The following is a 24517-nucleotide window of genomic DNA, read 5'->3' as shown; positions in this document are numbered from 1 at the left end:
ACCAATGGGCTTTTTGTGTAGATGAATGGTTAGTTACTACAGATTAATAAAATAACACTTAAAGCTAACTTGCACTTGTAATTAATTAAATATATTATGTCACGTAAAAAATTATTATTCTTAATATCCTTATTTATCATACAGTGGATTTTTGCTCAAGATATGAAAGAAGGATTCACGTATTTAGAGACTGGAAAATATGCACAAGCAGAAACTTTCTTTAATGATATTCTTAATGATTTTCCAGATAACAAAACGGCACGCTTATGTTACGGACGTGCTATAGGGCTTAACGGAAAAGCTGCCGAAGCAAATACATTGTTTACAGATTTACTCGCTGATTATCCTGATGATTTTGAAGTAAAATTAAATTATGGTGAGTCTCTATTATGGAATAGTAATTTTACAGACGCTAAAGTCTACTATAATAGCTTGGTAACTGAAGACCCTCAAAGTTTCGCAGCGCTTCTTGGTTTTGCCAATACGCTTTCTAATTTAAAGGAATACGAAGATGCATTAGCTATGGTTAATAAAGCTTTAGAGGTATCACCAGGAAATCCTAACGCTATGGTTTCTAAAAAATATATTTATTTAGGCTACGCATACCAAAACCAACAAGCACAAAATTATGACAAAGCTGAAGCATTATTAACCAAAAACTTAGAGCTTTACGGTGATGATAAGGATACGCTATTAAACTTAGCTAATCTCTATTTAATTTGGAACAAACTAGACAGTGCAAAAACTATGTATAATAGGTTAGCAGAGCAACCAGAACATAAAATTATTGCTCTCAACGGATTGGCTTTAGTAGAACACTTAAACGGAAAAGAAAAAAAAGCTTTAAGTATAAGTACAGAAGCCTTTAATAGTATAAATAAAACAACAGATAAAAACATTGCTAAGCAAACAACAGAACGCTATGCACAAGCACTAATCTGGAACAAAAAATTTAAAACTGCCACAAACTTAATTAACACTTTAATTACTGACAACCCAAATGAAAATTGGGTTTTGGCATTACGCGCTACTTTAAATATATACAAGAGTAATTTTAAAAAGAGTTTAACCGATTACAATCAAATATTAGTAAACGATAGCACCTCCTTTGATGGAAACCTCGGAAAAGCAAACGTATTAAAGGCTTTAGGTTATACAGACGAAGCTTATACTTCTGCTGAAAACACTTTAAAATTTTACGATCAACAAAAAGATGCTACCAATTTTATTAATCAATTAAACAATAGCTTTGCACCCACTTTAGAGTCTAAAGCATCGCATACCTTTGATAACGGAGACAACAAAGCCTTTGCCTTTAATAACAATGTTATATTTCCATTATCTACAAAATTTGCAATATTAGGAAACTATAACTACCGAACAACAAACAATACAATAACTAATAATAGTGCAACCTCAAATAACCTATCTTTAGGGTTATCTTACAAATTTATACCTAGTATTACTTTTAAAGGTACTGCAGGTATGACATCAGCACAAGCAGAAACTATTGATTATACACAACTCTTAACAGATCTTTCATTTAATATTAAATCCTTTAAACTTCAAACATTAGATATTGGTTATAAAAGGCAAATCGAAAGTTTTAATGCCGATTTATTAGATAGAGAATTAGTTCAAAACAATTATTACGCAAATTATAATTTAGGTACAAACTTCAATTTAGGTTGGTTTACACAATTAATGCATACCTCCCAAAATGATGGTAATAGTAGAAATCTATTATTTACTTCATTATATTATAACCTATTACCAAAACCATCTGTAAAGGTTGGTTTTAACTACCAATATATTACGTTTAAAGACCAAGTACCAACGGTTTATTTTAGCCCAGAAAAGTTCAATGCCTACGAAATATTTGTAAACCTTATAAAAGATGAAGCTGCAGCAAAACCAAAAGAATGGTTTTATAATTTAACAGGTGCGTTTGGTTACCAATACATTGAAGACGATCCTAAAATAACAGCTTATAGAATACAAGGTGCGTTTGGGTATAGATTCTCTGAGCGCAGTTTATTAAATGTTTATGGAACACGCAGTAATATAGCATCAGCAACAGCTGTTGGTTTTACATTTACTGAAATTGGGTTGCGTTTTAAGTGGCAATTCTTGAAGAAAGCGGTTTTTAATAGATAAACAAAAAATTGTAACCTAGCTTAGGTATATAGGTAACTAATCTGCATAAAAACCCATTAGATTATCTAACTTCTTAATTACAGACATTCATTTAATGCCACAACTATATATTAAATCAACTGAGTTGTTATTCTATTCACTTGGTCTTCCGTTAAAATAGGATCAAAATATTTGATGTAATTATTCAATTCTTTCAATAATTTTACACTGACATATTTAAAATTCTCTGCTGGTCTATGGTTAATCATCACTATTAGATTTCGTATAGGAATTTTTTGTTCTCCCCAATGATGTTCATTTAAAATTATGCTTTCTGAAACATGTATATAAAGCGCAAAATTTGACCTTTCAATTTGCTCTATTGGTGATCTTAAATTACGGGAATTAACTGAGGATTTACTCCAGTTTTTAGTTTCTATAATAAAAATACCAGCCTTTGTAATTAAGAGATGATCAATCTGAATAGATTTAATTCTTTGATTATATTTTTTAAAATAAATTGGATCAGAAAAGTTTAAATTAAAATCATTAATTAAAACATAATCATCTGATAACTTCTTTATTTCTTTAACCACTAAATTTTCTCCTATTGCCCCTGAAATTAGATTCTTTGAATTCTCAACAACCTCACGTGTATACTCTAACTTTTCAATTTTAGCCTTTGCTCTTTGTTCAATGAGTTGCTGCCTTTTATTTTCATATCTATTTATAAAAACTCCATCAATTTCAATCTTTCTTGAGATGTCTTTTACAATTGCTCTGATATGCTCTGCTTTACTTTTTATTAAGCGTTTAGATCTATATTTAAGAGGGTAGAGCCTTACATTTAAAAATAGTTTTTTTAGAACATTTTTGCTTTTATCATTTTGAATTAGAGCAATTTTCTTCAGTAAATCAGAAATCTTATTATCCTTATTTTCTGTTTCTAAATTGATTATTTCAGCTCTATTCTGAATTCTTTGTTCATTATCAAAACACTTTTCAGAATATTCTTTATCCAGTTTAATCTTAATATCATTATAAATATTTTCTCTTTCATAATTGTAATTTTTTATAAAGTCCTTTATCTGCCCTATAGAATTAAATCTTGTTATTCCTTTATCCTCTAATTCAGTTTTTAGAGAATTTAATGATTCTATGGTTCCATATATTCTCGCCATTTAAAGGGTTTAAAACATTTCTAATTAAAACTTACGCACATCGTCATCGATAACATATTATTGAAATATAAAATTAAGTATTTATCTTCTTAAAAAGAAGCTAAACATCTCATAAAGATAGCATTAAAACCCAAACTAACATAAAAAAGAAAAGGCAAAAGCTTTCGCTTTTGCCTTTTCTTATAGCTATTAATTAAGGGTTATTTTATGATAAGTTTTATTGGTGTAAAATTGTATTGATTACTAACAATTTTACAGAAGTAAAGACCAGAGCTCAAGTTTTCTCTGTTAATTTCTATGCTATTACTTCCTGGTATTGTTGTATATATTGTGCTATATACTTGCTTGCCTAGTTGGTTGTACATTTCAAATCGTACAGTTTCACTTTGATTTACTGAGAAGTTAATTGTAGCTTTTGAACTCATAGGATTAGGAAAAACAGTTAAGGTTTCTAAATCCTTAGTATAATCATTAATAGATAATGACGATGGCGCTGTAAATCTTAGATCGTTAATATTTAACGATTTTGAAGTCATTGTTCCATTTTCTGCTACCATAGTAAATACTATAGTCACTACATCATTTAATTCAGCAGTATCAAAAGAATTATTTTCTAAGTCTTCTATTTGTATAGTAAAATCTTGTATTTCGTTTGTTAAAGCCACATTAGTTTTAAACTGTTCTGCCCAGTTTTCTATACTTTCTTTTACAAAAGTAATTTCTAAATTACCTGTTCCTTGTGCGCTAAATTGAAAACTTGCGAAATCTGATACATCTACAGCTTGAAATCTAGGCGTTAAAGCTCTATAAGCTGCAACGTAAGAATCTGTAGTTGCATTTAAAGTTACATTTCTTTCTATCGGAAAATCTTCTTCTGCAAACGTATTTGTGTTTGTAGACACTTCGTAAAGACTTACATTAGTACCAGATTGAGAATCATCAACTCCCCAAGGACCATCAGACATAAATAAGTCATCTGGTGTTGCAACACCATCACCAATTCTAAATCCTATATCAAATAAATTACCTGTTTCTACTCTAAGATTTGTAATGTAATTTCCGTTTAAGTTAATTGTAGAATTAAGATTTTGAAATGCTTCCGTTTCTGTTGTTCTATAACCTGCATCTAGCGTAATACTTTGTGTACCATTAGTATTTACAATCTGTAAATCTAATCCACCATCTGAGTAACCTCCACTTTTTACAAATACTGTTGGTGGTGTAGAAAGTTCATAAGATGAAATTGGCTTTTCTACTTCTAATAAGTTTAACAGTTCTTGTCCTAACAAATACAAATCATCAATAGAATTAGACCATATTTGAAAGTTATAAAACGTTACGTTAGCTTCATACTGATCTAAATTCCAGTGGCTTTCTATCGCAAAATTAGCATCACTGTTTACCACTTTCGCAGATAAACTTAAGACAAACTCAAAAGTTCCATCTTCGTTCTTTATAATAGATTTTATAAATTGTTGTTCGTTAATATCCATTGTAGAAACATTAACTAACTCTCCACCCAATAGACGATCACAGATATATTTAGTATGCTCGTAAACACCATTTTCCGTTTTTAATGCTAATACAGAAGCAATAGGACTATTGTCTTTTATGTAATCTATTGCATAAATTTCTGTTGCATTGGTAATGCCTATTAAGTCTGAAGGTGAAGCCTCAACCGCTTCATCTTCATTAATAGTAGTTAATGGTATAAAATCTTCTAATGTAAAGTTTGAATTCGCATTTTTAGTTGCATAGCTAGGTCTTTTTACCGCTCTTGGTGCTGTTGTAGGATCAAACTTATAACCAGTTTTTGCTCTCTTAAAATTACGTGCGTTAATTTGCTCTGCTAACCTGTTATTACTTTCTAAACCTCCATTATTAGAACTTGATGTTGGTGCTGCAATTACTTCACAAGACCCAAAACCAGAACAAGAAGGATCTTCACAATCTATAAGTCCATCACCATCATCATCAATTCCATTATCACAAATTTCTTGTAATACTGGTGCTGTTGGGCAACGTGCACCGTCATTACTTGCGCTCGATGGTCCAAAAGCAAATAAGTTAGATTCAATATCTGCTACTGTTTGTATAGTTTGTACTGCTTGAATCACATATATAGTACCTGTTTGGTTTGCAGAAATGTAAAAACGACCTTCATTATCAAAATAAACGGCTCCATAGGTGTAGCTTAAACCCGATAAAATTGGCACTTCTCCTAGGGCAGATACTTGTCCGTTTGTAGGATTAATACGGTATAAAATATTTGAACTCTTAGCTACTGCATATATCTGACCATCTACTGCATTAAATGCCCAATCATGAATACTTATATTTTGAGACAAAGTCCCAGTCGCCTCGAATTGTGTATAATTTTCAGACTCTGGATTTAGGTTTATTTTATAAAAAGTTGTTCCTCCACCTTTTAAATAATAAATACCATCTGCACTGACATCACCCACATAACGACCACTATCTGGTAACTCATCTATATAGTAAGTGGTGGTTGTAAAATCTGTTCCTATTTTTACAATAGATTTTGCTGGTGTACTTAAAGAGCCCCAAATAAAACCATCTGCAGGATTATATGCTGTGGCATTAATACTACCTGGCGTTACATCAGCCGCTACTTGGTAAGAATTTCCTGAGGCTAAATCAATAGCATACACATCGTTGTACTGAAATAAGTAGGCATTATAATCGCAATTAAAAGGATTATTCTGAGCTTGAGCTCCAATACTCATTATTGTAAAAACAATAATTATGAATTGATTTTTGATTTGGGTAAAGTAATTCATGTTTATTTTAAATTTAATTTCGAAACAAATATATCTGAATATCAGACTGTAAGCTGATATTTTCGGTTAAATATGCAAAAAACACCCTTGATTAACGGCTAAGTATCGACGAATGGTATTAATATGTAAGATTTTTATTTTAACGTAAAAAAAAAGGCAAAAGATTTCTCTTTTGCCTCACACTATAGATGATAATTAAGGGTTAGGAAGTAATCAATTTTAGGGATAAAATTTAATGATTACTACGATTATTAATAGTTCTCTACAGTTTAACAAAAATGTTTGTAAAATAATATTTGCCATTTTCATCATGAGTTGATGAAATTCCAATATTTGTAACATTTGGATTTTCTATATTTTGTCTGTGACCATCGCTATCTAACCAAGCATCTACAACAGATTGTGCATTGTAAAAGCCGAACCCTACATTTTCTAACACCTTTTTTGCGTCAACAGCATCAATCAGGTTCTGAGATCTTAAAAAGAAAAAGTCATGACTAACAGTGCCTTCATCTATCATATAGTAATTATGAGAAATAGCTTCTTTTGATGCCTCATTTAAAAGCTCTAATGGCTGTAGGTTTAACATAGCTCTATGAATATTTATAAATTCTAAAATTTCATAATCTATAGGTTCGTATACTACGTTAAAATTGTCTGAATTATAGGCTTCAGAAATGGAATAATCTTCTTCTACTGAACAAGAAAAAAGTAGTAGATTAAATACTAATACAGTAAATGTGAGGAATAAATTTTTCATGATTTTGTTGTTTATTACATGACAAAAATATTGGGAATAACACTCCGTTTTTGGATATTTCGATTAAATCAAACCAAAGTATAGACGAACGGTAACCATATAAGGTTAAGCAGATTAGCTGTGTTTTTATAACAAAAAAAAGGGCAAAAGATTTCTCTTTTGCCCATAAGCCTAACCAATAAACCTATATCATTATTATGTAATTATAGTACAAAGATAATAGTACTAATTAGTTGTATTTTTTTATTTCGTTCGATGCCACTTTTGGCTCGACGAAAAGATATTACGTATCGACTAATGAATTTAAACAATTACAAAATGAAGTCAAATAGCGTTGCGGAATGTTTGCTTATGTTTTAACCTAAAGATTAGAGCAAGTTAAGACGCTTCATTAACTCTGGTCTATTGGAACGACTTACAGGAATTACATCTTTCTTAATTAACACACTATTGTCCTCAATATCAATTATCTTATCTACATTAATAATATAAGAACGGTGGATTTTTAAGAATAAATCATTTGGAAGCTTCTCTTCGATTTTTTTTAATGTAGAGTGAACAGTATAGTTTTTATCCTCTGTTTTCACCTGAATATAATCACCTTTTGCTTCAACTAAATAAATACTTGGAATATCTATTTTAATTAATCGTCTATCAATATTTACATATAGATCATTACCAGAGCTCGTTTCTACTTGCCCTGACTGCTTACTTTTAGACTCAACTGGTTTAGGCTTGATCGCTTCTGCCTTATCAATAGCTTTTTTAAACCGTTCTGGAGAAATCGGTTTCACTAAATAATCTACAATACAATCATAACCAAAAGCCTGGATAGCAAAATTTGGATCTGATGTCGTAAGAATAATTTTAGGTGGATTTTTAATAGTATCTATGAAATCGAAACCAGTAAAATCTGGCATGTGTATATCTAGAAATATTAAATCAATTTCATTAGAGTTTAAATATTTTATGGCTTGCATTGCGTTGGGAAAATCCTCTAACACTTTCAAGCTAGGTATATTTGTACATAATTGGCCAATAATAGCTCTTGCTGTGGCTTCATCATCTATAATAATGCAATTCATAAAATAACTTTATAAGGTCTCTAAAAAATCTGTCATGGTTTGCAGAATAGATTCAAACTCTATTCTTCCTTCAGTTTTGCCGTCTATGAGACTATTCTCGTAATCTACAGCAACATCATAACTTTTCTCAAGGCCTAAAATACTAATTTTATGTTTAAGTTTATGAACGTTCTCAGCAGTAAGTTTGTAGTTTTCAGCTTCGAAGTTTTTAAAATATACATTTTTCTCCTCTGGAAACTCAAGTTTTATTATGTTAATTAACTTTTGCTCAAAGGCTTTATCTCCTCCGGACATGCTGGTAATATAAGAAAGATTAGGCTGTTCCATTAGGCTGTTCCATTAGGCTGTTTTTTTAATGTGAAATAAAAGGTTGTACCTTGATTAAGTTTTGATGTTAACCAAATTTCTCCTCCGTACAAATCTACTATTTTTTTAACTATAGCTAAGCCTATGCCTGTGGATTCTCCATTGTTTTCTAACTTCTCAAAAGTTTTAAAGATCTTATCAAAATAGGCCTCGTCAATACCCATTCCATTATCTTCAATTGAAAATTCCCAGAAATTATTTTTCTCTTTAAAGGAAATATTAATTTTACCTTCTTCTTTATCATTATAAGCAATAGCGTTACCAATAAGGTTCTGAAACAACTGTTGTAATCTATACTTATCACCTCTTATTGTTGGTAATTTTGCTTTATTGATACTGATATTTTGAGGTATCCTTAAGATACTTACAATATTATTAACAAGGTTATTTAAATCTACGTCATATATTTCAATTTGATTTTTACCGATAGTAGAATACTCTAAAATACCATTAATTAAGGCATCCATTTTTTCTACATTAGTCCTAATAAGGTCTAAAGTTTTTTCTCCATTAGCATCAAAAGCTTCTTTATAATCTTCTTTTAGCCACGCTGTTAATGTATCTATACTTCTAAGAGGCGACTTTAAGTCGTGAGACACCATGTGCGCGTAATCACTCAATTCTTGATTTTGATAGGCAAGTTCATTTAATAAAGACTCTCGCTGTTTATTCATTTCAATAATCTCCTTGGTTTGATTATCAATAAAATCAACTAAATCTGTACTTTTTAATTCTACAGCATCTGCCTTATCTTCTTCATTGAGATTATAAAATTTTAGAGTATTTATAACATCTTTTAACTTATCTATTAACTCTTGCTGCTCCTTTGCTTCTTGTTGCAATTTTCTATTAGCAGTATATAATTCATCTGAGCTGATTGCCATAGCTCTTTGAATCATTGCAGATTGCTCATCAAAATTATTATAGGAACTGTCTACAGCGTCAAGAAATGTTGATAATTCTCCATTTGACTTTAATTCTTCACTTAAGTATTTACGCAACTGGCGACTAAGTAATGAATTCATTATTCACTGATTAACGTTATGGTCATTGTTTGGTTGTGTAATTGACATGCCATTTCTCCGTGGAATGGCGCAATCTCTCCATAGGAATAAAAACCACTCACAGCAGTTCCTTCTCCTAAAATTTCTATAACCTCGTCAATTTCTTCTTCTACACGTTGGTCTAAAACCAATTTTCGACCAATACAACTTACTAACATGGCTAATTCTGGTTTATTTTTCCTAAACTCTAATGCCTGCGTTGCGGCACGTTCTGATGCATTAGCAATATTGTCAACGTTTGTCATCATCAATTGAACTTTTGAATTTTGCTTAATATCACCAGCCAATATAACGGCATTTTCTTCTTCATTAATGTTGAGAATAGACCTTACTATAGATTGCTCTTCATCTTCAGATTTTACATTTAACGGGTATAATAATGCCGCTCCTGGCAAATCTTTAGCTTTATCTCCTAAGTAAGTTTTGTATAAGTCTAATGCTGGTAAACCGTCTAACTCATAAAGTGTATTGCCTTTAGACTTCGTTACGATTCGCTCAGGTCCAAAAGGTGTCCAACCACCATGAATTGAAAAGGTAATTTCTAATGAGTCACCGTAAAAACCAATTGCAACAATTTCTCCTTCCTTTGGATTTTCATTATATGATGCTAGTGTTTTTTCAAATCGCGTATCATCACCACATAGACCACCTGTAATTAGAAGGTTTCCACTATTTATAGTACTCATGCCTTGTGTAAGTTGACTACCATTTATAAAACTACCTTCTGATACTACAAAAACATATTTTAAACCCTCTTCTGGAAACTGTTTTATAAGATCATTTCCTGTTTTGTAACTATCTAAATCTCGATTTAAAACATTACTAGTTTTTATAACAAACTGACTCCTTTCAAACTCCATAGCAGTTATAGTTATGCTATTTTCATTTACAGTTCTCGATGAAATTTCCGCACATGCTGAACCAAATACAATATGACCATCTGGAAATATCGTTCTAATTTCATCATAAACAGAAGTATCTTCTAAAAGTAATCGATTTCCAAAAACGACAACTAAAGGCTCTTTTAGTTCTTGATTTTCGCCAATATAAGTCCAATCTTTATTGTTCTGTTTTACAAGCTGTACTATTTTCATGTTTATTTTTTAAGTGTGAAATAAAATGTAGTTCCTACATTTACTTGGCTTTCTAACCAGATTTGACCTTCGTGTAAATCAACAATTTTTTTAACTATTGACAATCCTATTCCTGTAGAATCTTTACTTTTATTTAGAGCATGGAAAATTTTAAAAATCTTATCATGAAATTGCTTATCTATACCAATTCCATTATCTTCTATTGAGAATTTGTAGTGGCTTTTTAAATCTTCTACGTCTATAGTTATTAATCCTTTTTCTTTATCAATAAACTTAACTGCATTGCTTATTAAATTTTGAAACAATTGCTGTAATTTAGTAGGATCTCCCTGTATTGTAGGTAATGGATTTAATGAATTTATTGCTATATGTTCTGGAATGTAAAGAATAGTTGTAAGGTCAGTTAACATTTGATCTAAATTAACATCTGCTTTATCATTACTATCCGTACCAACACTAGAATAATCTAAAACATCTGAAATTAATTGCTCCATCTTCTCTAAAGTCGATTCAATAAGTTCAAAATTCTTTAAACTCATCTCATCTAACTTACCTTTATTATCTTCTTTTAGCCAACTAACTAAGGCATCTATACTTCGTAGAGGCGATTTTAAATCGTGTGAAACAATATGTGCATATTCTTGTAATTCATTATTACTTCGCTCTAATTTAGATAATAGACTTTCTTTCTGTATTTGCAGGCTTTTTAAATCTGTTATATCTAAATAAACACCTATTGATCCAACTATATTACCATTTAAATCATAGTTAGGTGCACCACTAATTAAACAGTATCTAATATCATTTTCTTTTGTTTTTACTTTAACTTCGTAAGAATTTGATATCCCTTTTATCCTTTTTTCATTTTCCGCTTTAATTATATCTAAACCGCCTTCAACAGGAAATAACATCTGATCACTTTTACCTAATAATTCTTCTTCGGAGTAACCAGACATCTCTATAAAACTCTGGTTAACCATTAATATTTCGTCTTCAAGGTTCACTTCAATTAACCCTAAATGCATGTTGGCAATTATGCTGTAATATTTTTCTTTTTGGATTTCTAGTGATTTTCTATAAGTTCTATTTAAGGTTACATCTTTAAAGGTCCATAAATAGCCCTTATTAAAACCACCTTCTTGTATGGGTATATAATTTCGCTCTAAAATTTTACCGTCTAACATTTCTAATTCGTCACCTAGTACAGTTTCTTTAGCTGCATCAATAGATCGCATTCTCTCAATGAAGTCCTCGGGATTTTTAAATAAAACTTTGTTCTTCTCTGAGGAATATGTACAATCTAAGCCATACAAATCAGACGGATTTGATTTAATATTAAAAAGTTCGCAAAATTTATTATTGGTAAGTACTATTTTTCTGTTTTCGTCTTCTAAGACAACACCACTATCAAGGTTTAATATAAGCGTAGATAACCTATTTTCTGATGCTTTTAACTTTTCTTCTGAAGCTTTTTCGGCTGTAATATCTCTTACTATTCCTTGCGCTGCAATGGGTTTTTGGTGCCTATCAAAAATAATACTTCCATTTACATGCACCCATTTTACTTCTTTTGACTTGGTATAAACTCTAGTTTCGTAATCTTTAAAAAAGCCTTTTTCAGTTAGTTGGGCAAAACAATCTATTGCATATTGAAAATCTTCTTTATAGATGAGGCTCGCGACTTTTATTTCCTCATTATCAATATCATATCCAAATAATTTTGTTGCGGCTTCATTAAATTTTAAAATATTGCCATTAAAATCCATAACTACGTAAGCATCAATGATATTTTCAAAGACACCTTGTAATTCTGATGATTTTTCATCTAATAAGTTTTCGAGTTTTTGAGATGTGAAGTAGAGCTCCCTAGATTTTTCTTCAAGGATTCTTTCAGCTGCTTTTCGAGCTTCTTTTTCTCTTTTGAGAGCACGGTTTAATATCTCAACGCTTTGGTCCATTAATTTTTATTAATCACAAACCTCACTTTTGTTCCGTCTTCTTTTATTTTTTCTAATTCTATTGTGGCCGTAGAATTAAAATGTTCAAATGTTTTATTCATTAATCCAAGTCCAAAATGATGCATTGCTCTGCTAGAAGTATAATCTAAAACTAAATGATTCTCTGCTTTTTCTATAACTTCAAAAGTTGGCAATTCAGCATCTGGATAAATTTTTCTAACCTCAACATGTATATGATTTTCTATAGAAGATATCATTTCAATTGGATCTTTATATGTTGCTAAAAGTCCTGGATAACTCTTTTCAATAACGCTGAAAAAATGTTCTGCATAGACTAATAATAAATTATCAATTGAAATACCTGTGTTTTCACTTAAACGCTGTAATAATTGTAGCATTTCAGAAAAACTATAAGTACCTACCGAAGTATAAACACCATCAGAATCTAAATCTGAGCTTGAAATGATTCTATCTACCATTTCTAATCCAAACTTATCTTCAACGAGTTCTAAAAACTCTGTAAAAACGATTCCTTTCATTTCTAAGTGGTTATTAATTGATTTATGCTCCAATATGATAATAATTTTTCAATTTTGGAAACATATTCTTCATATTTTAAGGGCTTTAACACATATCCTGCTACACCAACCTTATAACATTCTAATAAATCACGCTGATTATTAGATGTTGTGAGAATAATTGTTGGTATATACATTAGCCTATCATCAGATTTTAAAATTTTCAAAAATTCTATTCCATTAATTTTTGGCATGTTTAAATCTAATAAAATAATATCTGGAAGATTATCTTTTTGCTCTAATATTTTAAGTGCATCTTCTCCGTTATTCGCTTCCGTAATTTTGTGATTTAATTGAAGTGATGTTACAGCTCTATTTAGCTTCATTACTTCAATCATATCATCTTCTATCAATAAAATATTAAGGGTTTTCATTAATTACTGTGTTTTATATTCGGCTAAATTACTGCATTAAACATCATCTATATTTAACATTCGCTTAGTCGTAAATAAGTGTCGGCAGATGGCAAATAAGTGTCGACGAACGGTAATTAGTCCTAAAGCAAATTTATGCTGCTATTTTCACTTGACTGTTAATAAGGTTAGTTGTTTTTAGCGTAGATAGCTGAGCTTCCATTTTTATCTTACTAAATTCTTGAAGAAATTCTAAAGAATAATTTTTTAGAGTATTTTCTTCTAAGTACATTTCAAACTCTGAAATAAATTCTAACTGTCTAAGACTTTTATTTAATAAAACGAACGTATTGTCTACAGCGTTTGTTGACTGATTTTCAGATCTTAAATACTCAGAAGATTTTGGTTTTTCAATTTTTAAAGTCTCTTTACTTGAAGAATTCAAGAAGCTTTTAAAGTTATTTCTGAAATAGAAATAAACGCATAAATGTCCTAATAATAATGTTCCATAAATTAGTAAAGTTGTCATAGTCTTGAGGTATATTAATTAATTATACGACAAAACTAAATGTTATATTAAGCGAAAAAATCATTTTTCGGTAAGTCAACTTTTTGAATAGACGAATGGAGGCTAAGCTTCTTTGAACAAAATCAATAGTCTTTAAAATTAATGCTTAAATATGTTCTCTCAATCTCTTAGGTAAACCTTTAACTACCAATTCATAAGAATGATCTATCAGTTCTGTAATTAGTGTTGGAGATAGCTCACCGGTAAGCACGTAAACACTATTCCAAAGCTTCTTATGCATATGATAACCTGGCTTAACACTATCGAATTCTGCTCTTAGTTCTTGCGCGTAATCTGGATCGCATTTTAAGTTTATAAATGCTTCACCGTTTTCCCATCGCTTTAGAGATGCGAGGGCAAACATTTTATTACATACTTTGAAAACAAGGGTATCATTATCAAATGGAAAATGTTCGGTAACCCCTTTTTTATTTAAACAATAATTTCTGTAGTCTTCTATATTCATTATAAGAGCCTTTCCATTACCTTCTCTGGATGTTGTAATTCAGTATAGCCAAACTGCTTATACAAATTGTGTGCATCTGCGGTCTTTAGCATCCATACTTTGCATAGACTTAACTTTGATTCTTCATTTATCGTCTTCATTAACTGCTTCGCGTATCCCTTTCCTCGATGTTCAGGTAAAATAAACACATCCATGATATAAGCAAACACAGCATAGTCTGTTGCTACTCTTGCAAAGCCAATTTGTTTATTATCTATATAAACGCCAAAACACAGACAGTGCTCAATAGTTGTTTTTACGTCTTCTATGGTTCTCCCTTTTGCCCAATAACTATGTGTTAAAAAGCCATGAATAACATCTAACTGTAATCGATCTTTAAGAGTTGATATTTCTATCATTTCTCAATTTTCTTTATTTCTTTAGCTTCAATTTTTAGCGCAGAATAATCTAACTTCCATCCTATGGTTTCTACCAAATTCTCTATAAGATGAATCGCTTCTAAAGCTTCTTGTTTGGCTATGTTATACAAACCACTTTCTGGAATTTTATCCATAATATGGGTTTTTGCTTTGGTATGAAGATCAGTTAAGTCTGACGCTTCAAACCTATTGAACATACCATCTTGCTTATCGTAATAATTAATATTACTTTCTATTGACAGTACTTCTGGTTGTGGAAAATGTGTTAAACTAACAGTTTTATTTTTTGGGTTTGAAACCATTTGTACTTTACCTAAATCAAAACCAACATGCGCTTTAGCATTTATAACAACCAGTGCCTTTTTGCGACTAGAAATTAATTTTAGAAATTTTTCTTTTACGTCTTCATAATGGTAAATTTCTGCAAAATCGCCTTCTACAGTTATAAATTTACAAACGCGTTTTATTTTATCTAAAATAAGAATTGACTGCTCGCTAGCTACCTTCTTAGTTTTCCATTGTTTATATACAGTAACGATACCTAAAGTAACAAGAATACTAATGATGATGATAAAAAAAGTTTCCATTTAAATTATTTTATTCTACTTATATAATGTGACCCTCAGTGCGTTTTATAGTCACATATCAGTTTCAATCAATCTAATACTTTATACAGTATAGGTTTACTTGGGCTTGCATCATTCTCAAAAGGTGCGATCTGTAGATTTAGTATATAGTTACCATCATCTATTTTGTTAGACACATATATAAACTCGGTTATTGTAGCATCTAAACGCAGTTTTCCGCTGGTGTTCCAAAACGCATTATGGGCTAATAGCTCGCCTCCATCTTGCTCTTTATCTACACTTGGTAAATCTATAAGTAAATGTTTTACACCTTTAGATTTAAGATATTCCGCAGCTTCGACTTTTAAATAGGTTGGATTGGTGTTAGAGTACTGACGCGATAATTTATCGCGTGTATTTGGCATCGTTCTTATTACAACCGCTTCTCGTTTTTTATTACCTAATGCAAATTGCAATTGCTTTTTAGAAATCACATAGTCATCTCCTAATTTTTCTGGCGCAACCGTTATCACTTCTGCTAGAAAGAAAAACTGAGTTAAATGTTTATTTATAGAATAGACTTTTTCTGTTATGTGGCCAACTGTTTCTGTATGCGTGCCATGAGAATGTGGATTAAAGTTAATGGTATTAAAATTGACCACAGCACCTTTTTCTACACTAATAGTATCGCCATCTATAACTTCGGGCTCAATCTTAGGTGGTCCAATATACCATGCGTTTACATTAGAAACATCTCCTTTTAGTGGTATGGATATATCTAAAGGTTGCGATAAATCTATTTTTAATTTTCTTGAATTGTATTGTATGGTTGTTAACACGTTTAGTTGATTTTAAATAATTCTGATGCAATACCATCACTTAAAAATTGTCCTTTTTTTGTGACTCGAATATGTGCATCATCAATATACAATAATTGTTGATTTATAAAAATTTCAGACTGCTCAATTAAATAATCTTTGTAGTCTAAACCAAAGTCATTTTCTACTTTTTGTATTGAAACGCCCCAAATAGTCCTTAAACCTGTCATTATATACTCGTTATATTGGTCGGTTTGGGTTAAGGTTTCAATTTCTATTGGAAGTACATTTAATTCTAATGCTCTTATATATTTTGAATTGTTTCTCACATTCCAACCACGTTGCGTGCCATTAAAAGAATGTGCCGAAGGACCAATACCTAAATAAGATTTCCCTTGCCAATATGCTGTATTGTTTTTACTAAAAAATCCATCTTTACCAAAGTTAGACAACTCATAATGTACAAAACCTGAAGCCTCTAACTTATCTTTTAAAATATGAAATTGTTCGTGTGCTTGCTCATCATTTACATCTTCTATAACACCTTTTTCTATAAAAGAGGCTAAAGCCGTTTTAGGCTCAACGGTTAGCGCATAACTCGAAATATGAGGCACACCAAAACTCAATGCCATTTCTATATTTTGTAACCATTGTGCATTTGACGCACCAGGAATGCCATAAATTAAGTCTAAAGAAATATTGTTAAAATACTTTGTAGCTTCTTCTAAACAGGCTTTTGCTTCGGTTGCATTGTGTGCGCGATTCATCAGTTTTAAATCGGCTTCAAAAAAAGATTGAATACCAATGGATAAACGATTGATTTTACTTTTAGATAATTTAATGATTCTATCTACAGTTAAATCATCCGGATTTGCTTCTAGTGTAATTTCTGGATTTTCTGAAACTTGATAGTTGTTATAAACCGAATCAATTAAAAATTGCAACTCCTCATTGGTTAATAATGAAGGGGTTCCGCCTCCAAAATAAATGGTTTCAACGGTTGTGTTTTTAAACTCGGTTTTTCTAAGTTCTATTTCTTTAGATAAAGCATTTATGAGTTCATCTTTTTTCTTCAATGATGTTGAAAAATGAAAATCGCAATAATGACATGCTTGTTTGCAAAATGGTATGTGAATGTAGATGCCTGCCATTTAGTTTTATTCTTCAAACAAATTATACAAGGTAGCAATTCTTAAATCGCAATACTGTTTTAAAAATTGATAATAAAGCATATCAAATTGGCTTCCATAAATTGCTCGTCTGGTTTCCCAAGATTCGTATTCAGGGAACTTTAGATTAAATTGTTCTTCTACAAAATTATCCCAAAGTTTCTCTGTGTTTTTAAATGCTGAAATAAATGTAGAATCTGATTCATTAACTTGCAACAACGCTATTACTAAGGAATCTTTAATTTTTTGAGATTGATACCAGTCTTCATGTGCTATATCATTTAATTCCACTTGCCCTTGACTGTAGGACAAGAGTGATAAGCTAAAAACTAATAATATAATTATGTATTTCATTTAGTAGTATAGATTTTTGCGTTCGCAGAAATGACAAATCAGTTTACTTTTTTACGCGTCCTTCATTCTGCTTAACAAAAGATGCCCAACCTGAATAACTTTTACCAACTTCTACTCTACCTTGATTATAAAAATGACAAACCGCAGCAGCCAAACCATCCATAGAATCTAGATTTTTTGGTATGGTTTTTAGTCCTAACATGCTTTGTAACATTTTAGCCACTTGCTCTTTACTGGCATTTCCGTTTCCGGTAATTGCCATTTTAATTTTTTTAGGAGCATATTCCGTAATTGGTACTTCGCGAGATAAACCTGCTGCCATAGCAACACCTTGTGCTCGTCCCAACTTAAGCATACTTTGTACGTTTTTCCCAAAGAATGGTGCTTCAATTGCTATTTCATCTGGATGATACGTATCAATTAATTCTACTGTACGTTCAAAAATGAGTTTCAGCTTTAGATAATGATCGTCATATTTTTTAAGCATAAGCTCATTGAGCTGCAAAAATTCCATTTTTTTGCCCACCACTTTTATGAGTCCAAAACCCATAATTGTTGTACCAGGATCAATGCCTAAAATTATTTTTTCTTCGCTCATGTATTCTATTGCTTAGTCGCAAAATTGACAACCACTAAGTGACACTGCCAACCCAAAGGTAAGGTTAAAAACACTACCATTAAAAGCACCAAGACCATTTAAAGCAGGATCATAAACATCTAATGACGTTACACCATAGATATAAGCAATATCTGTAAAAAGTGAAACCTTTTCGTTTATCGCATAATGAATTTCTAGACCGCCAAGTAGATTTAAAAATGTCTGTTTATTTTCTTTTAAAGTCCCTAAAGGCTTTGCAAATGTAATTCCTGGTCCTGCATGCAAAACGGTTCGTAATCTTGATGGTAAAAACCCAATAAAGTTTGAAGGATCATATACAAATTGTGCATTAATTCTTGAATAATTTAATTTAAATTCCGGAGTGTCTTTATGATTTTTAAAACGATTAAAACCATAGTCTAACTTTACACCATATGCCGATTTAAACATATGCTGAACACCTAAATTTACTGTCGGAAAATTTACAGACTGCGCATAAGATCCAGTTACAAAACCATCTGTTGTTGGGTAATTAATACCTACAGCAAAAAGTGCTTTCCACTTTGCCGTATCTCTTAACTGTGCCTCACTACTAAAGGTTATAATTACAAGCGTAAAAAAGAAAAGGTATTGTTTAAAATTGTATTGCATCTCTAAGTTTTTGATTTTATTTGCAGTATGAATGTTACAATGCATTACAAAACTAAACAATTCTTCTTTGTACTTATTAAATTGAGCATTGTAGTTGGTGCATTTTATTTTATTTATTCTAAAATTACTGATAATGAGAATTTAAAATTTGTTGATTTTCTCTCATTTTTAAACAAAAGCAGTGTTTTTTCGATAAAAAACATACTTTTTTTAATCATTTTAAGCACTTTTAATTGGTTTTTCGAAATTTTAAAATGGCAACATTTAGTTAAAACAATAAATTCTATTTCCTTTAATTCTGCTTTTGTTCAAAGTTTTTCAGCGCTTACAACATCATTAATAACACCTAACCGAATTGGCGATTATGGCGCTAAAGCTATGTACTACCTAAAACCCTTAAAAACTAAAATTATACTACTAAATCTCATTGGTAATTTGTCCCAAATGTTTATCACGATGATAGCTGGCTCTATTGGCTTTTTGCTTTTCACTAATCGCTATAATATTGACCTTAATTATTTTAAAATCGCTAAAATCGCTCTAGTCTTTATAATCGTGATTTTGTTTACCTTTTTAGGTATAAAGCAAAAACGTTTTAAAATAAAAGGATTTTCAATGGCTACCATAGTAGCATTTACCAAATCAATTGCTATAAAAACGAAGAGCATAACTTTATTATTGTCTCTATTTCGTTATGCGATTTTCTCATTTCAGTTTTTCGTTTTATTACGAATTTTCGGAGTAGATATCATCTATACAGACGCTATGATTGTTATCTCTTGTTTCTATTTATTATCTTCAATCATCCCAACAATAGCCCTTTTTGATGTTATTGTTAAAGGTAGTATTGCCGTTTATTTGTTTAGTTACCTTGGCATTGATGAATTGACCATTTTATCAATAACCACCTTAATGTGGTTTCTCAATTTTGTATTCCCAAGTCTTATTGGGAGTTATTTTGTGCTTAATTTTAAACTTCCAAAACCTGTTACACAATGCTAACTTTACTTTTTATTGTAATTACTATTTGTTACTTACTAGTTATTGGTGTTCTTATTTTAGGATTTGACAAGGTGGATGAATTTAAGCTTCAAGATTTACCAGCTAAAACAAGATTTTCTGTTATTATTCCCTTTAGAAATGAAGCCAAAAACCTAGAAGTATTATTAAAATCTTTAAATCAATTAAATTACTCACGCTCCTATTTTGAGGTTATTTTAGTTAACGATCAATCTGAAGACAATTCAGTAGAAATTATTGAGAAAATGATGTCTAAAAAACCATTTTTGGATTTAAATCTTCAAATTATAGATAATCAAAGAAGTTCTAATGCACCAAAAAAAGATGCAATTACCTCAGGCATTGCCATAGCTAAAAACGAATGGATTTTAACTACAGATGCCGACTGTATTCTACCAAAATATTGGTTAGATAGTTTTGATGAATACATTCAACTTAACCAACCAAAATGTATTGTTGCGCCAGTAATCTATAAGGGAGAAACCTCATTTTTTAATCGCTTTCAGACCTTAGATTTTTTAAGCTTACAAGGCGTAACTATTGGTAGTTTTGGGATCCGTAAACCAATGTTATGTAATGGCGCAAACTTTGCGTATCTGAAAGCAGAATTTAAAAATCTTAATGGTTTTGAGGGTAATGACAGTATAGCCAGTGGAGATGATGTTTTTCTCCTCGAAAAATTAGTAAAAAGCAATAAAAAGAAAGTCCAATATTTAAAATGTAAGAAAGCTATAGTTACTACTCGTCCTGCAGAAAACTTCAAAATATTAATAAACCAACGTATTCGATGGGCTGCTAAAACGAGTCATTTAAAGCAATGGACACCCAAACTCATTGGTTCAATTGTTATTCTCAGCAATTTAATATGTTTAGCTTTTTTACCTACTGCTTTGTTTGGGCTTATACCAATAAATGTAGCCCTTGCCTTATTTGTAATTAAGTTTAGTATTGACTTTTTGTTAGTATTTAAAACAGCTCGATTCTTTAAACAAGAAACTCTTTTACTTTCTTATATTATTTCTAGCCTACTTTATCCTGTCTTTAATATTGGTGTTTTCATCCTATCATTCTTTAAATCATACCGTTGGAAAGGTAGAACATCGAAAAAATAACGTCACATAAAATATTTCATATAGTTTTACCGTAACCAAATCTTATTACGCATGAAGACTTTATACTTATTTATACTATTGTGTTTTACTTTTCAATTTAACTACAGCCAAGACAACTACACAATTAAAGGCGAATCATTGGAGTTAAACACCGAAATTGAAGGTAAAATAGGATTACTCTGGACGAGCAAAAATGGTAATTTTAGGTACTTTGTAAAGAAGAATAATTCTATTACAGAACTAAAAAACACCAAAGGTGATGACAAAAATTATCGTGCAGAATACAAAACAACTTTAAGTAAGCTTACCAATGGTAAAACTACAGAATCTCTAAATTTTAGACTTTACGACATTAAGTCTTATGTAGATTCTTATAATGTCTCTGAAGACAAATCTTATAATGCAACTGTGAAAAAAGCTAAAATGGCTTTTAGATTAGGTGTATTTGGTGGCTTAACAAATAGTCCTTTTGTTGAAAATTCTGAAAACGCGATGGGTTTTCTCTTAGGTGGAGAATTAGAATTTTTTGAAGCTGATTCATTACCAAGGCATTCTGGCTTTTTACAAGCACGCCAAGTATTTGAAACCGATGAATTTGATTACAGCACCACTGAATTTTCTTTAGGTTATCGCTATAGAATAATTAATAAGTCAAACTATTCTATTTATGGTCAGGTAAAACTAGTCACAGTAAATATTTTTGATTCTACTCTTAAAGATGCTGATAATAATGACGTTGACAATAGTGCAACCTCATTTGATGCGCCTTTTATTTTTGGAATTGGTTCTGATATTAAAGTTGGAAAAAATGGCTATATTACTCTAGCTTACGGTGAATTATTTGGTATATTCATAAAAAATCAAGGTAACTTTTCTACCGATTTTTCATTAGGATATAAGTTTAATTTATAATGAATGTCTTTACGCAATTTTAAAACTTCTAATCCAATTTTTAATCGTTATTTCTGGGATGACAGAAAATCTACGACCAAAAAAATGACCGTTTTTGGTATTTTTTTTAAATCTATTTTCGGAATTTTAATTATTGCTGGTATCACAACTTATTTATGGAAACTAAATGAAACTGGTGTTTCTATGCAATGGTATACTTTAGGAGGTATGCTAGCAGCTGCAATTATCAGTGTACTCATTTCCGTAAGACAACATTGGTCGCCTTTTTTGGTGCCGCTTTATGTTGTAGCTAAAGGTTGTTTTCTTGGCGGTTTTTCTGCATACGCACATCGTCATTACCCTGAATTGCCTTACCAAGCCATTGGTGTTACTATAGTTACCTTCTTTGTAATGTTACTCTTATATCAGCTTAGAATTATAGTTGTTACTAAAAAACTAAAAAGTGTAGTAATTACTGCAACTGTAAGCATCATGGTGGTGTATTTAGTGTCTTGGATCCTCAGTTTTTTTAGCATCAAGAATTATATTTGGGGAACATCTTGGTTTGCAATTGCTTTTAATATATTGGCCGCCATCGTTGCCTCGTTTGCATTACTATTAGACTTTGATTACATAGAACGTTATAAAAACAAAGCACCAAAATATAAGGAATGGATTGCAACTTGGGGACTTTTAGCAACTTTAATATGGTTGTATATTGAAGTGTTACGACTAATGCAAAAATTCGCTATCCGATTTTAAGAACAGCTCTCTACATTAATTAATCTGAACAATTACAGGTAACTCAAAGGCCGTTGTAACTTGTTGACCTCTTTTTATCGCAGGATATATTTTTGGAATACTTTCTAAGCTTTGACGTAAAAGGCTGTCAATTTCTGGAATTTCAATAACGGTTTCTGGATGAATCTTCATCGATTCAATTACTAAATCGCCTTGTTTATCTATAATAATATTAAGCTTTATAGTATCAAAAACATCATTTGCAACGATAATATTCTGTTCTGCCAAAAACTTATTTACACTTGATATTAAAGTATGCTGAAAACAAACTTTACTTTCTTCCTTTTCGGTTAAAGAGTCACAGCCTTCAAAGGTTGGATAAGTGTCTACTTCATTCCAATTAAACGTTTGTAGTTCCTCCTCAAGTAAATCTTCAGGATAAACTTTCTTCTTTTCAAAGTAATTGCAAGAGGTTGCAAAAAGTAAGATTAAAAGACAAACTATTCGGTTCATTTATAGAATTCTGAAGCCGAAAAGTACGAATATTTTATTTAAAACGTGCTTGATCGCTTCGCTTTTAGAATCAATAACTTAGACAACTATCTTTGCCTAATTAATAAGATCTAAATTAATTTTCCTCTAAGAGTTTTTCGCGTTTCAACTCTTGCAATCGATTTTGAGCATATTCTATAAAATAACTTTTTTTATGCTTAGCTATAAATTGCTCGTAGAGTTTAATTTTACTATCTAAATCTGCATAATACTCATCTTTTGTTCTCAAGATATAAAACTCAACCATAGGATTAGTAGGATCTTCTTTTAAGGACTTCTGAAAAGCTTTTATAGCGTCTTCGTATTTCTTCTGTCTATTTAGCAGTGTTCCGAGCTTCTGATATTCTTTATCAAGTGGCTGATCTTGGATAAACAATGATTTTTTAACGTAATCTTCAGCGTCTTCAAATTGCTTTAAACTTTCATAATATGTGCCAATGACATACATAGCATTGGCATCGTAAGGATTATATTTCAAAGCTTGTTTTCTATGATAAATAGCATCCTCGTAATCGGAATTATGGCTATAAGAAAGACTTAATTTTTCGTGAATAAATTCTGATTTCTCTCCTAATGCTAACAGTTTTTTAAACCAAACTATTGCATGTGTATAAAACTCTTGATGATAGTACGTTTGAGCTTTTAAACTAATAAGTTCTACATTATTTTCATAACTATCAAGGCCTCTGTCCACATAACTATGAACGTCTGTGAAATTTCGCTTTCGCAAATGATGCTTAGCAATTTTAAAGATTGCTTTTTGGTGTGTACCATCTAAGTCGTACGTTTTTATAAATTGCCGCAGCGCTGTTGTATCTTTTTGCTTTTCTAAAACAACTCCTAATTCATAGTAATAATTGGGATTAACACTATCTGATTCTATTAAACTTAAAAACATCACATTAGCAAGATCATACTTTTTAGTTTTAGTTAAAAGTTTAGCGTATTCATACTGAATTAGTAAATTATCATTATTAGCTATGTTTGCTTTCTCGTAATATTTTAAGGCCTCACCATAGTTTCCAATAGCCATGTATGCTTTAGCGATTTCATCATAAACATCATCTAAATTATCTAACGATTTGTAAATCTCAATAGCCTTAGAAAAATTTCCGCTTGCATATAAATGATCGGCTTTGACTTTTTGGTTTTGTGCATGAACACTAAACGTAATAACCAGACTGAATAGAAACCCAAGTAATCTCATACGTAACTT

The 24517-nt window shown here is 30.8% G+C and carries 26 protein-coding genes; 5 read left to right on the top strand and 21 right to left on the bottom strand.

The genetic code is table 11. The features are described 5' to 3' along the window. Positions 1–96: 96 nt before the first annotated feature. Positions 97–2157: a tetratricopeptide repeat protein gene (locus tag ACJBCC_RS05435; RefSeq protein ID WP_407556590.1), complete on the top strand. Its 2061-nt coding sequence runs from the start codon at positions 97–99 to the stop codon at positions 2155–2157. 110 nt (positions 2158–2267) lie between these two features. On the opposite strand, the gene ACJBCC_RS05430 is transcribed toward ACJBCC_RS05435, so the two are convergent. The 19 genes from ACJBCC_RS05430 to ACJBCC_RS05340 form a co-directional block, all read right to left on the bottom strand. After that, positions 2268–3317, bottom strand: coding sequence for a nuclease-related domain-containing protein (locus ACJBCC_RS05430; RefSeq protein WP_407556589.1), 1050 nt, complete (start codon positions 3315–3317; stop codon positions 2268–2270). Positions 3318–3517: 200 nt separating this feature from the next. Continuing rightward, a complete protein-coding gene (locus tag ACJBCC_RS05425; RefSeq protein ID WP_407556588.1) occupies positions 3518–6118 on the bottom strand; it encodes a DUF6923 family protein in 2601 nt (866 codons plus the stop codon). Positions 6119–6380: 262 nt separating this feature from the next. Beyond that, positions 6381–6878 carry a CAP domain-containing protein gene (locus tag ACJBCC_RS05420; protein WP_407556587.1) on the bottom strand — a complete coding sequence of 166 codons (498 nt, stop codon included), beginning with the start codon at positions 6876–6878 and terminating at the stop codon, positions 6381–6383. Between the two features lie 368 nt (positions 6879–7246). After that, positions 7247–7963, bottom strand: coding sequence for a LytTR family DNA-binding domain-containing protein (locus ACJBCC_RS05415; protein ID WP_299102205.1), 717 nt, complete (start codon positions 7961–7963; stop codon positions 7247–7249). 9 nt (positions 7964–7972) lie between these two features. After that, positions 7973–8290, bottom strand: coding sequence for an Hpt domain-containing protein (locus ACJBCC_RS05410; RefSeq protein WP_299102206.1), 318 nt, complete (start codon positions 8288–8290; stop codon positions 7973–7975). After that, complete coding sequence (locus ACJBCC_RS05405; protein WP_407556585.1) at positions 8290–9354, bottom strand: sensor histidine kinase; 1065 nt, start codon at positions 9352–9354, stop codon at positions 8290–8292. Before ACJBCC_RS05405 ends, ACJBCC_RS05410 begins: the two co-directional genes overlap by 1 nt. Beyond that, positions 9354–10487 carry an FIST signal transduction protein gene (locus ACJBCC_RS05400; protein WP_299102209.1) on the bottom strand — a complete coding sequence of 378 codons (1134 nt, stop codon included), beginning with the start codon at positions 10485–10487 and terminating at the stop codon, positions 9354–9356. The genes ACJBCC_RS05405 and ACJBCC_RS05400 overlap by 1 nt, the downstream gene beginning before the upstream one ends. A gap of 2 nt (positions 10488–10489) precedes the next feature. After that, entirely contained in the window at positions 10490–12445 is a 1956-nt protein-coding gene (locus ACJBCC_RS05395) for a PAS domain S-box protein (protein WP_407556584.1), read from the bottom strand. Further along, positions 12445–12984 carry a heme NO-binding domain-containing protein gene (locus ACJBCC_RS05390; RefSeq protein WP_407556583.1) on the bottom strand — a complete coding sequence of 180 codons (540 nt, stop codon included), beginning with the start codon at positions 12982–12984 and terminating at the stop codon, positions 12445–12447. The genes ACJBCC_RS05395 and ACJBCC_RS05390 overlap by 1 nt, the downstream gene beginning before the upstream one ends. Before the next feature lie 2 nt (positions 12985–12986). Further along, entirely contained in the window at positions 12987–13397 is a 411-nt protein-coding gene (locus ACJBCC_RS05385; RefSeq protein WP_299102212.1) for a response regulator, read from the bottom strand. Positions 13398–13530: 133 nt separating this feature from the next. Beyond that, the gene (locus ACJBCC_RS05380) at positions 13531–13905 is read right to left on the bottom strand and encodes a hypothetical protein (protein ID WP_407556582.1); all 375 of its coding nucleotides are present in this window, start codon (positions 13903–13905) and stop codon (positions 13531–13533) included. A gap of 145 nt (positions 13906–14050) precedes the next feature. Beyond that, the gene (locus ACJBCC_RS05375; protein WP_407556581.1) at positions 14051–14410 is read right to left on the bottom strand and encodes an MmcQ/YjbR family DNA-binding protein; all 360 of its coding nucleotides are present in this window, start codon (positions 14408–14410) and stop codon (positions 14051–14053) included. Beyond that, the gene (locus tag ACJBCC_RS05370) at positions 14410–14808 is read right to left on the bottom strand and encodes a GNAT family N-acetyltransferase (RefSeq protein WP_299102215.1); all 399 of its coding nucleotides are present in this window, start codon (positions 14806–14808) and stop codon (positions 14410–14412) included. The genes ACJBCC_RS05375 and ACJBCC_RS05370 overlap by 1 nt, the downstream gene beginning before the upstream one ends. Continuing rightward, positions 14805–15416: a DUF4230 domain-containing protein gene (locus ACJBCC_RS05365; protein WP_299102216.1), complete on the bottom strand. Its 612-nt coding sequence runs from the start codon at positions 15414–15416 to the stop codon at positions 14805–14807. Before ACJBCC_RS05365 ends, ACJBCC_RS05370 begins: the two co-directional genes overlap by 4 nt. Before the next feature lie 68 nt (positions 15417–15484). Further along, a complete protein-coding gene (locus tag ACJBCC_RS05360) occupies positions 15485–16234 on the bottom strand; it encodes a cyclase family protein (protein WP_407556580.1) in 750 nt (249 codons plus the stop codon). A 2-nt stretch (positions 16235–16236) separates the two neighbouring features. Continuing rightward, positions 16237–17364, bottom strand: a complete 1128-nt coding sequence (gene hemW / locus ACJBCC_RS05355) for a radical SAM family heme chaperone HemW (RefSeq protein ID WP_407556579.1) — start codon at positions 17362–17364, stop codon at positions 16237–16239. Positions 17365–17370: 6 nt separating this feature from the next. After that, the gene (locus ACJBCC_RS05350; protein ID WP_299102219.1) at positions 17371–17736 is read right to left on the bottom strand and encodes a hypothetical protein; all 366 of its coding nucleotides are present in this window, start codon (positions 17734–17736) and stop codon (positions 17371–17373) included. Positions 17737–17779: 43 nt separating this feature from the next. Further along, entirely contained in the window at positions 17780–18334 is a 555-nt protein-coding gene (gene ruvC, locus ACJBCC_RS05345) for a crossover junction endodeoxyribonuclease RuvC (protein ID WP_299102220.1), read from the bottom strand. 12 nt (positions 18335–18346) lie between these two features. Continuing rightward, positions 18347–18985, bottom strand: coding sequence for a cell envelope biogenesis protein OmpA (locus tag ACJBCC_RS05340; protein WP_407556578.1), 639 nt, complete (start codon positions 18983–18985; stop codon positions 18347–18349). 39 nt (positions 18986–19024) lie between these two features. On the opposite strand from ACJBCC_RS05340, the gene ACJBCC_RS05335 reads away from it, so the two are divergent. From ACJBCC_RS05335 to ACJBCC_RS05320, 4 genes are read left to right on the top strand one after another with little or no spacing between them, the layout of a single operon-like run. Further along, complete coding sequence (locus ACJBCC_RS05335; RefSeq protein WP_407556577.1) at positions 19025–19987, top strand: lysylphosphatidylglycerol synthase domain-containing protein; 963 nt, start codon at positions 19025–19027, stop codon at positions 19985–19987. Further along, the gene (locus ACJBCC_RS05330; protein ID WP_407556576.1) at positions 19981–21117 is read left to right on the top strand and encodes a glycosyltransferase; all 1137 of its coding nucleotides are present in this window, start codon (positions 19981–19983) and stop codon (positions 21115–21117) included. The genes ACJBCC_RS05335 and ACJBCC_RS05330 overlap by 7 nt, the downstream gene beginning before the upstream one ends. A gap of 51 nt (positions 21118–21168) precedes the next feature. Then, positions 21169–22029, top strand: a complete 861-nt coding sequence (locus ACJBCC_RS05325; protein WP_299102224.1) for a hypothetical protein — start codon at positions 21169–21171, stop codon at positions 22027–22029. 3 nt (positions 22030–22032) lie between these two features. Beyond that, entirely contained in the window at positions 22033–22770 is a 738-nt protein-coding gene (locus tag ACJBCC_RS05320) for a Bax inhibitor-1/YccA family protein (protein ID WP_299102225.1), read from the top strand. 15 nt (positions 22771–22785) lie between these two features. Here the strand turns inward: ACJBCC_RS05320 and ACJBCC_RS05315 are convergent, their stop codons facing one another. Beyond that, complete coding sequence (locus tag ACJBCC_RS05315; protein ID WP_407556575.1) at positions 22786–23262, bottom strand: hypothetical protein; 477 nt, start codon at positions 23260–23262, stop codon at positions 22786–22788. Positions 23263–23377: 115 nt separating this feature from the next. After that, entirely contained in the window at positions 23378–24508 is a 1131-nt protein-coding gene (locus ACJBCC_RS05310; protein ID WP_407556574.1) for a tetratricopeptide repeat protein, read from the bottom strand. Between the last annotated feature and the right edge of the window lie 9 nt (positions 24509–24517).

The sequence above is a fragment of the Winogradskyella sp. 4-2091 genome, assembly GCF_045765065.1.
Lineage (GTDB): Bacteria > Bacteroidota > Bacteroidia > Flavobacteriales > Flavobacteriaceae > Winogradskyella.
This window is presented reverse-complemented; position numbering and strand designations above follow the sequence as displayed.

Excerpts from the sequence above, each read along its gene's own strand:
- ACJBCC_RS05430 (WP_407556589.1), bottom strand. The coding sequence starts at position 3,317 with ATGGCGAGAATATATGGAACCATAGAATCATTAAATTCTCTAAAAACT.
- ACJBCC_RS05340 (WP_407556578.1), bottom strand. The coding sequence starts at position 18,985 with ATGCAATACAATTTTAAACAATACCTTTTCTTTTTTACGCTTGTAATT.
- ACJBCC_RS05435 (WP_407556590.1), top strand. The coding sequence starts at position 97 with ATGTCACGTAAAAAATTATTATTCTTAATATCCTTATTTATCATACAG.
- ACJBCC_RS05365 (WP_299102216.1), bottom strand. The coding sequence starts at position 15,416 with ATGGAAACTTTTTTTATCATCATCATTAGTATTCTTGTTACTTTAGGT.
- ACJBCC_RS05400 (WP_299102209.1), bottom strand. The coding sequence starts at position 10,487 with ATGAAAATAGTACAGCTTGTAAAACAGAACAATAAAGATTGGACTTAT.
- ACJBCC_RS05325 (WP_299102224.1), top strand. The coding sequence starts at position 21,169 with ATGAAGACTTTATACTTATTTATACTATTGTGTTTTACTTTTCAATTT.
- ACJBCC_RS05415 (WP_299102205.1), bottom strand. The coding sequence starts at position 7,963 with ATGAATTGCATTATTATAGATGATGAAGCCACAGCAAGAGCTATTATT.
- ACJBCC_RS05420 (WP_407556587.1), bottom strand. The coding sequence starts at position 6,878 with ATGAAAAATTTATTCCTCACATTTACTGTATTAGTATTTAATCTACTA.
- ACJBCC_RS05315 (WP_407556575.1), bottom strand. The coding sequence starts at position 23,262 with ATGAACCGAATAGTTTGTCTTTTAATCTTACTTTTTGCAACCTCTTGC.
- ACJBCC_RS05380 (WP_407556582.1), bottom strand. The coding sequence starts at position 13,905 with ATGACAACTTTACTAATTTATGGAACATTATTATTAGGACATTTATGC.
- hemW (WP_407556579.1), bottom strand. The coding sequence starts at position 17,364 with ATGGCAGGCATCTACATTCACATACCATTTTGCAAACAAGCATGTCAT.
- ACJBCC_RS05370 (WP_299102215.1), bottom strand. The coding sequence starts at position 14,808 with ATGATAGAAATATCAACTCTTAAAGATCGATTACAGTTAGATGTTATT.
- ACJBCC_RS05425 (WP_407556588.1), bottom strand. The coding sequence starts at position 6,118 with ATGAATTACTTTACCCAAATCAAAAATCAATTCATAATTATTGTTTTT.
- ACJBCC_RS05410 (WP_299102206.1), bottom strand. The coding sequence starts at position 8,290 with ATGGAACAGCCTAATCTTTCTTATATTACCAGCATGTCCGGAGGAGAT.
- ACJBCC_RS05350 (WP_299102219.1), bottom strand. The coding sequence starts at position 17,736 with ATGAAATACATAATTATATTATTAGTTTTTAGCTTATCACTCTTGTCC.
- ACJBCC_RS05335 (WP_407556577.1), top strand. The coding sequence starts at position 19,025 with ATGCATTACAAAACTAAACAATTCTTCTTTGTACTTATTAAATTGAGC.
- ruvC (WP_299102220.1), bottom strand. The coding sequence starts at position 18,334 with ATGAGCGAAGAAAAAATAATTTTAGGCATTGATCCTGGTACAACAATT.
- ACJBCC_RS05375 (WP_407556581.1), bottom strand. The coding sequence starts at position 14,410 with ATGAATATAGAAGACTACAGAAATTATTGTTTAAATAAAAAAGGGGTT.
- ACJBCC_RS05405 (WP_407556585.1), bottom strand. The coding sequence starts at position 9,354 with ATGAATTCATTACTTAGTCGCCAGTTGCGTAAATACTTAAGTGAAGAA.
- ACJBCC_RS05330 (WP_407556576.1), top strand. The coding sequence starts at position 19,981 with ATGCTAACTTTACTTTTTATTGTAATTACTATTTGTTACTTACTAGTT.
- ACJBCC_RS05310 (WP_407556574.1), bottom strand. The coding sequence starts at position 24,508 with ATGAGATTACTTGGGTTTCTATTCAGTCTGGTTATTACGTTTAGTGTT.
- ACJBCC_RS05395 (WP_407556584.1), bottom strand. The coding sequence starts at position 12,445 with ATGGACCAAAGCGTTGAGATATTAAACCGTGCTCTCAAAAGAGAAAAA.
- ACJBCC_RS05320 (WP_299102225.1), top strand. The coding sequence starts at position 22,033 with ATGTCTTTACGCAATTTTAAAACTTCTAATCCAATTTTTAATCGTTAT.
- ACJBCC_RS05385 (WP_299102212.1), bottom strand. The coding sequence starts at position 13,397 with ATGAAAACCCTTAATATTTTATTGATAGAAGATGATATGATTGAAGTA.
- ACJBCC_RS05390 (WP_407556583.1), bottom strand. The coding sequence starts at position 12,984 with ATGAAAGGAATCGTTTTTACAGAGTTTTTAGAACTCGTTGAAGATAAG.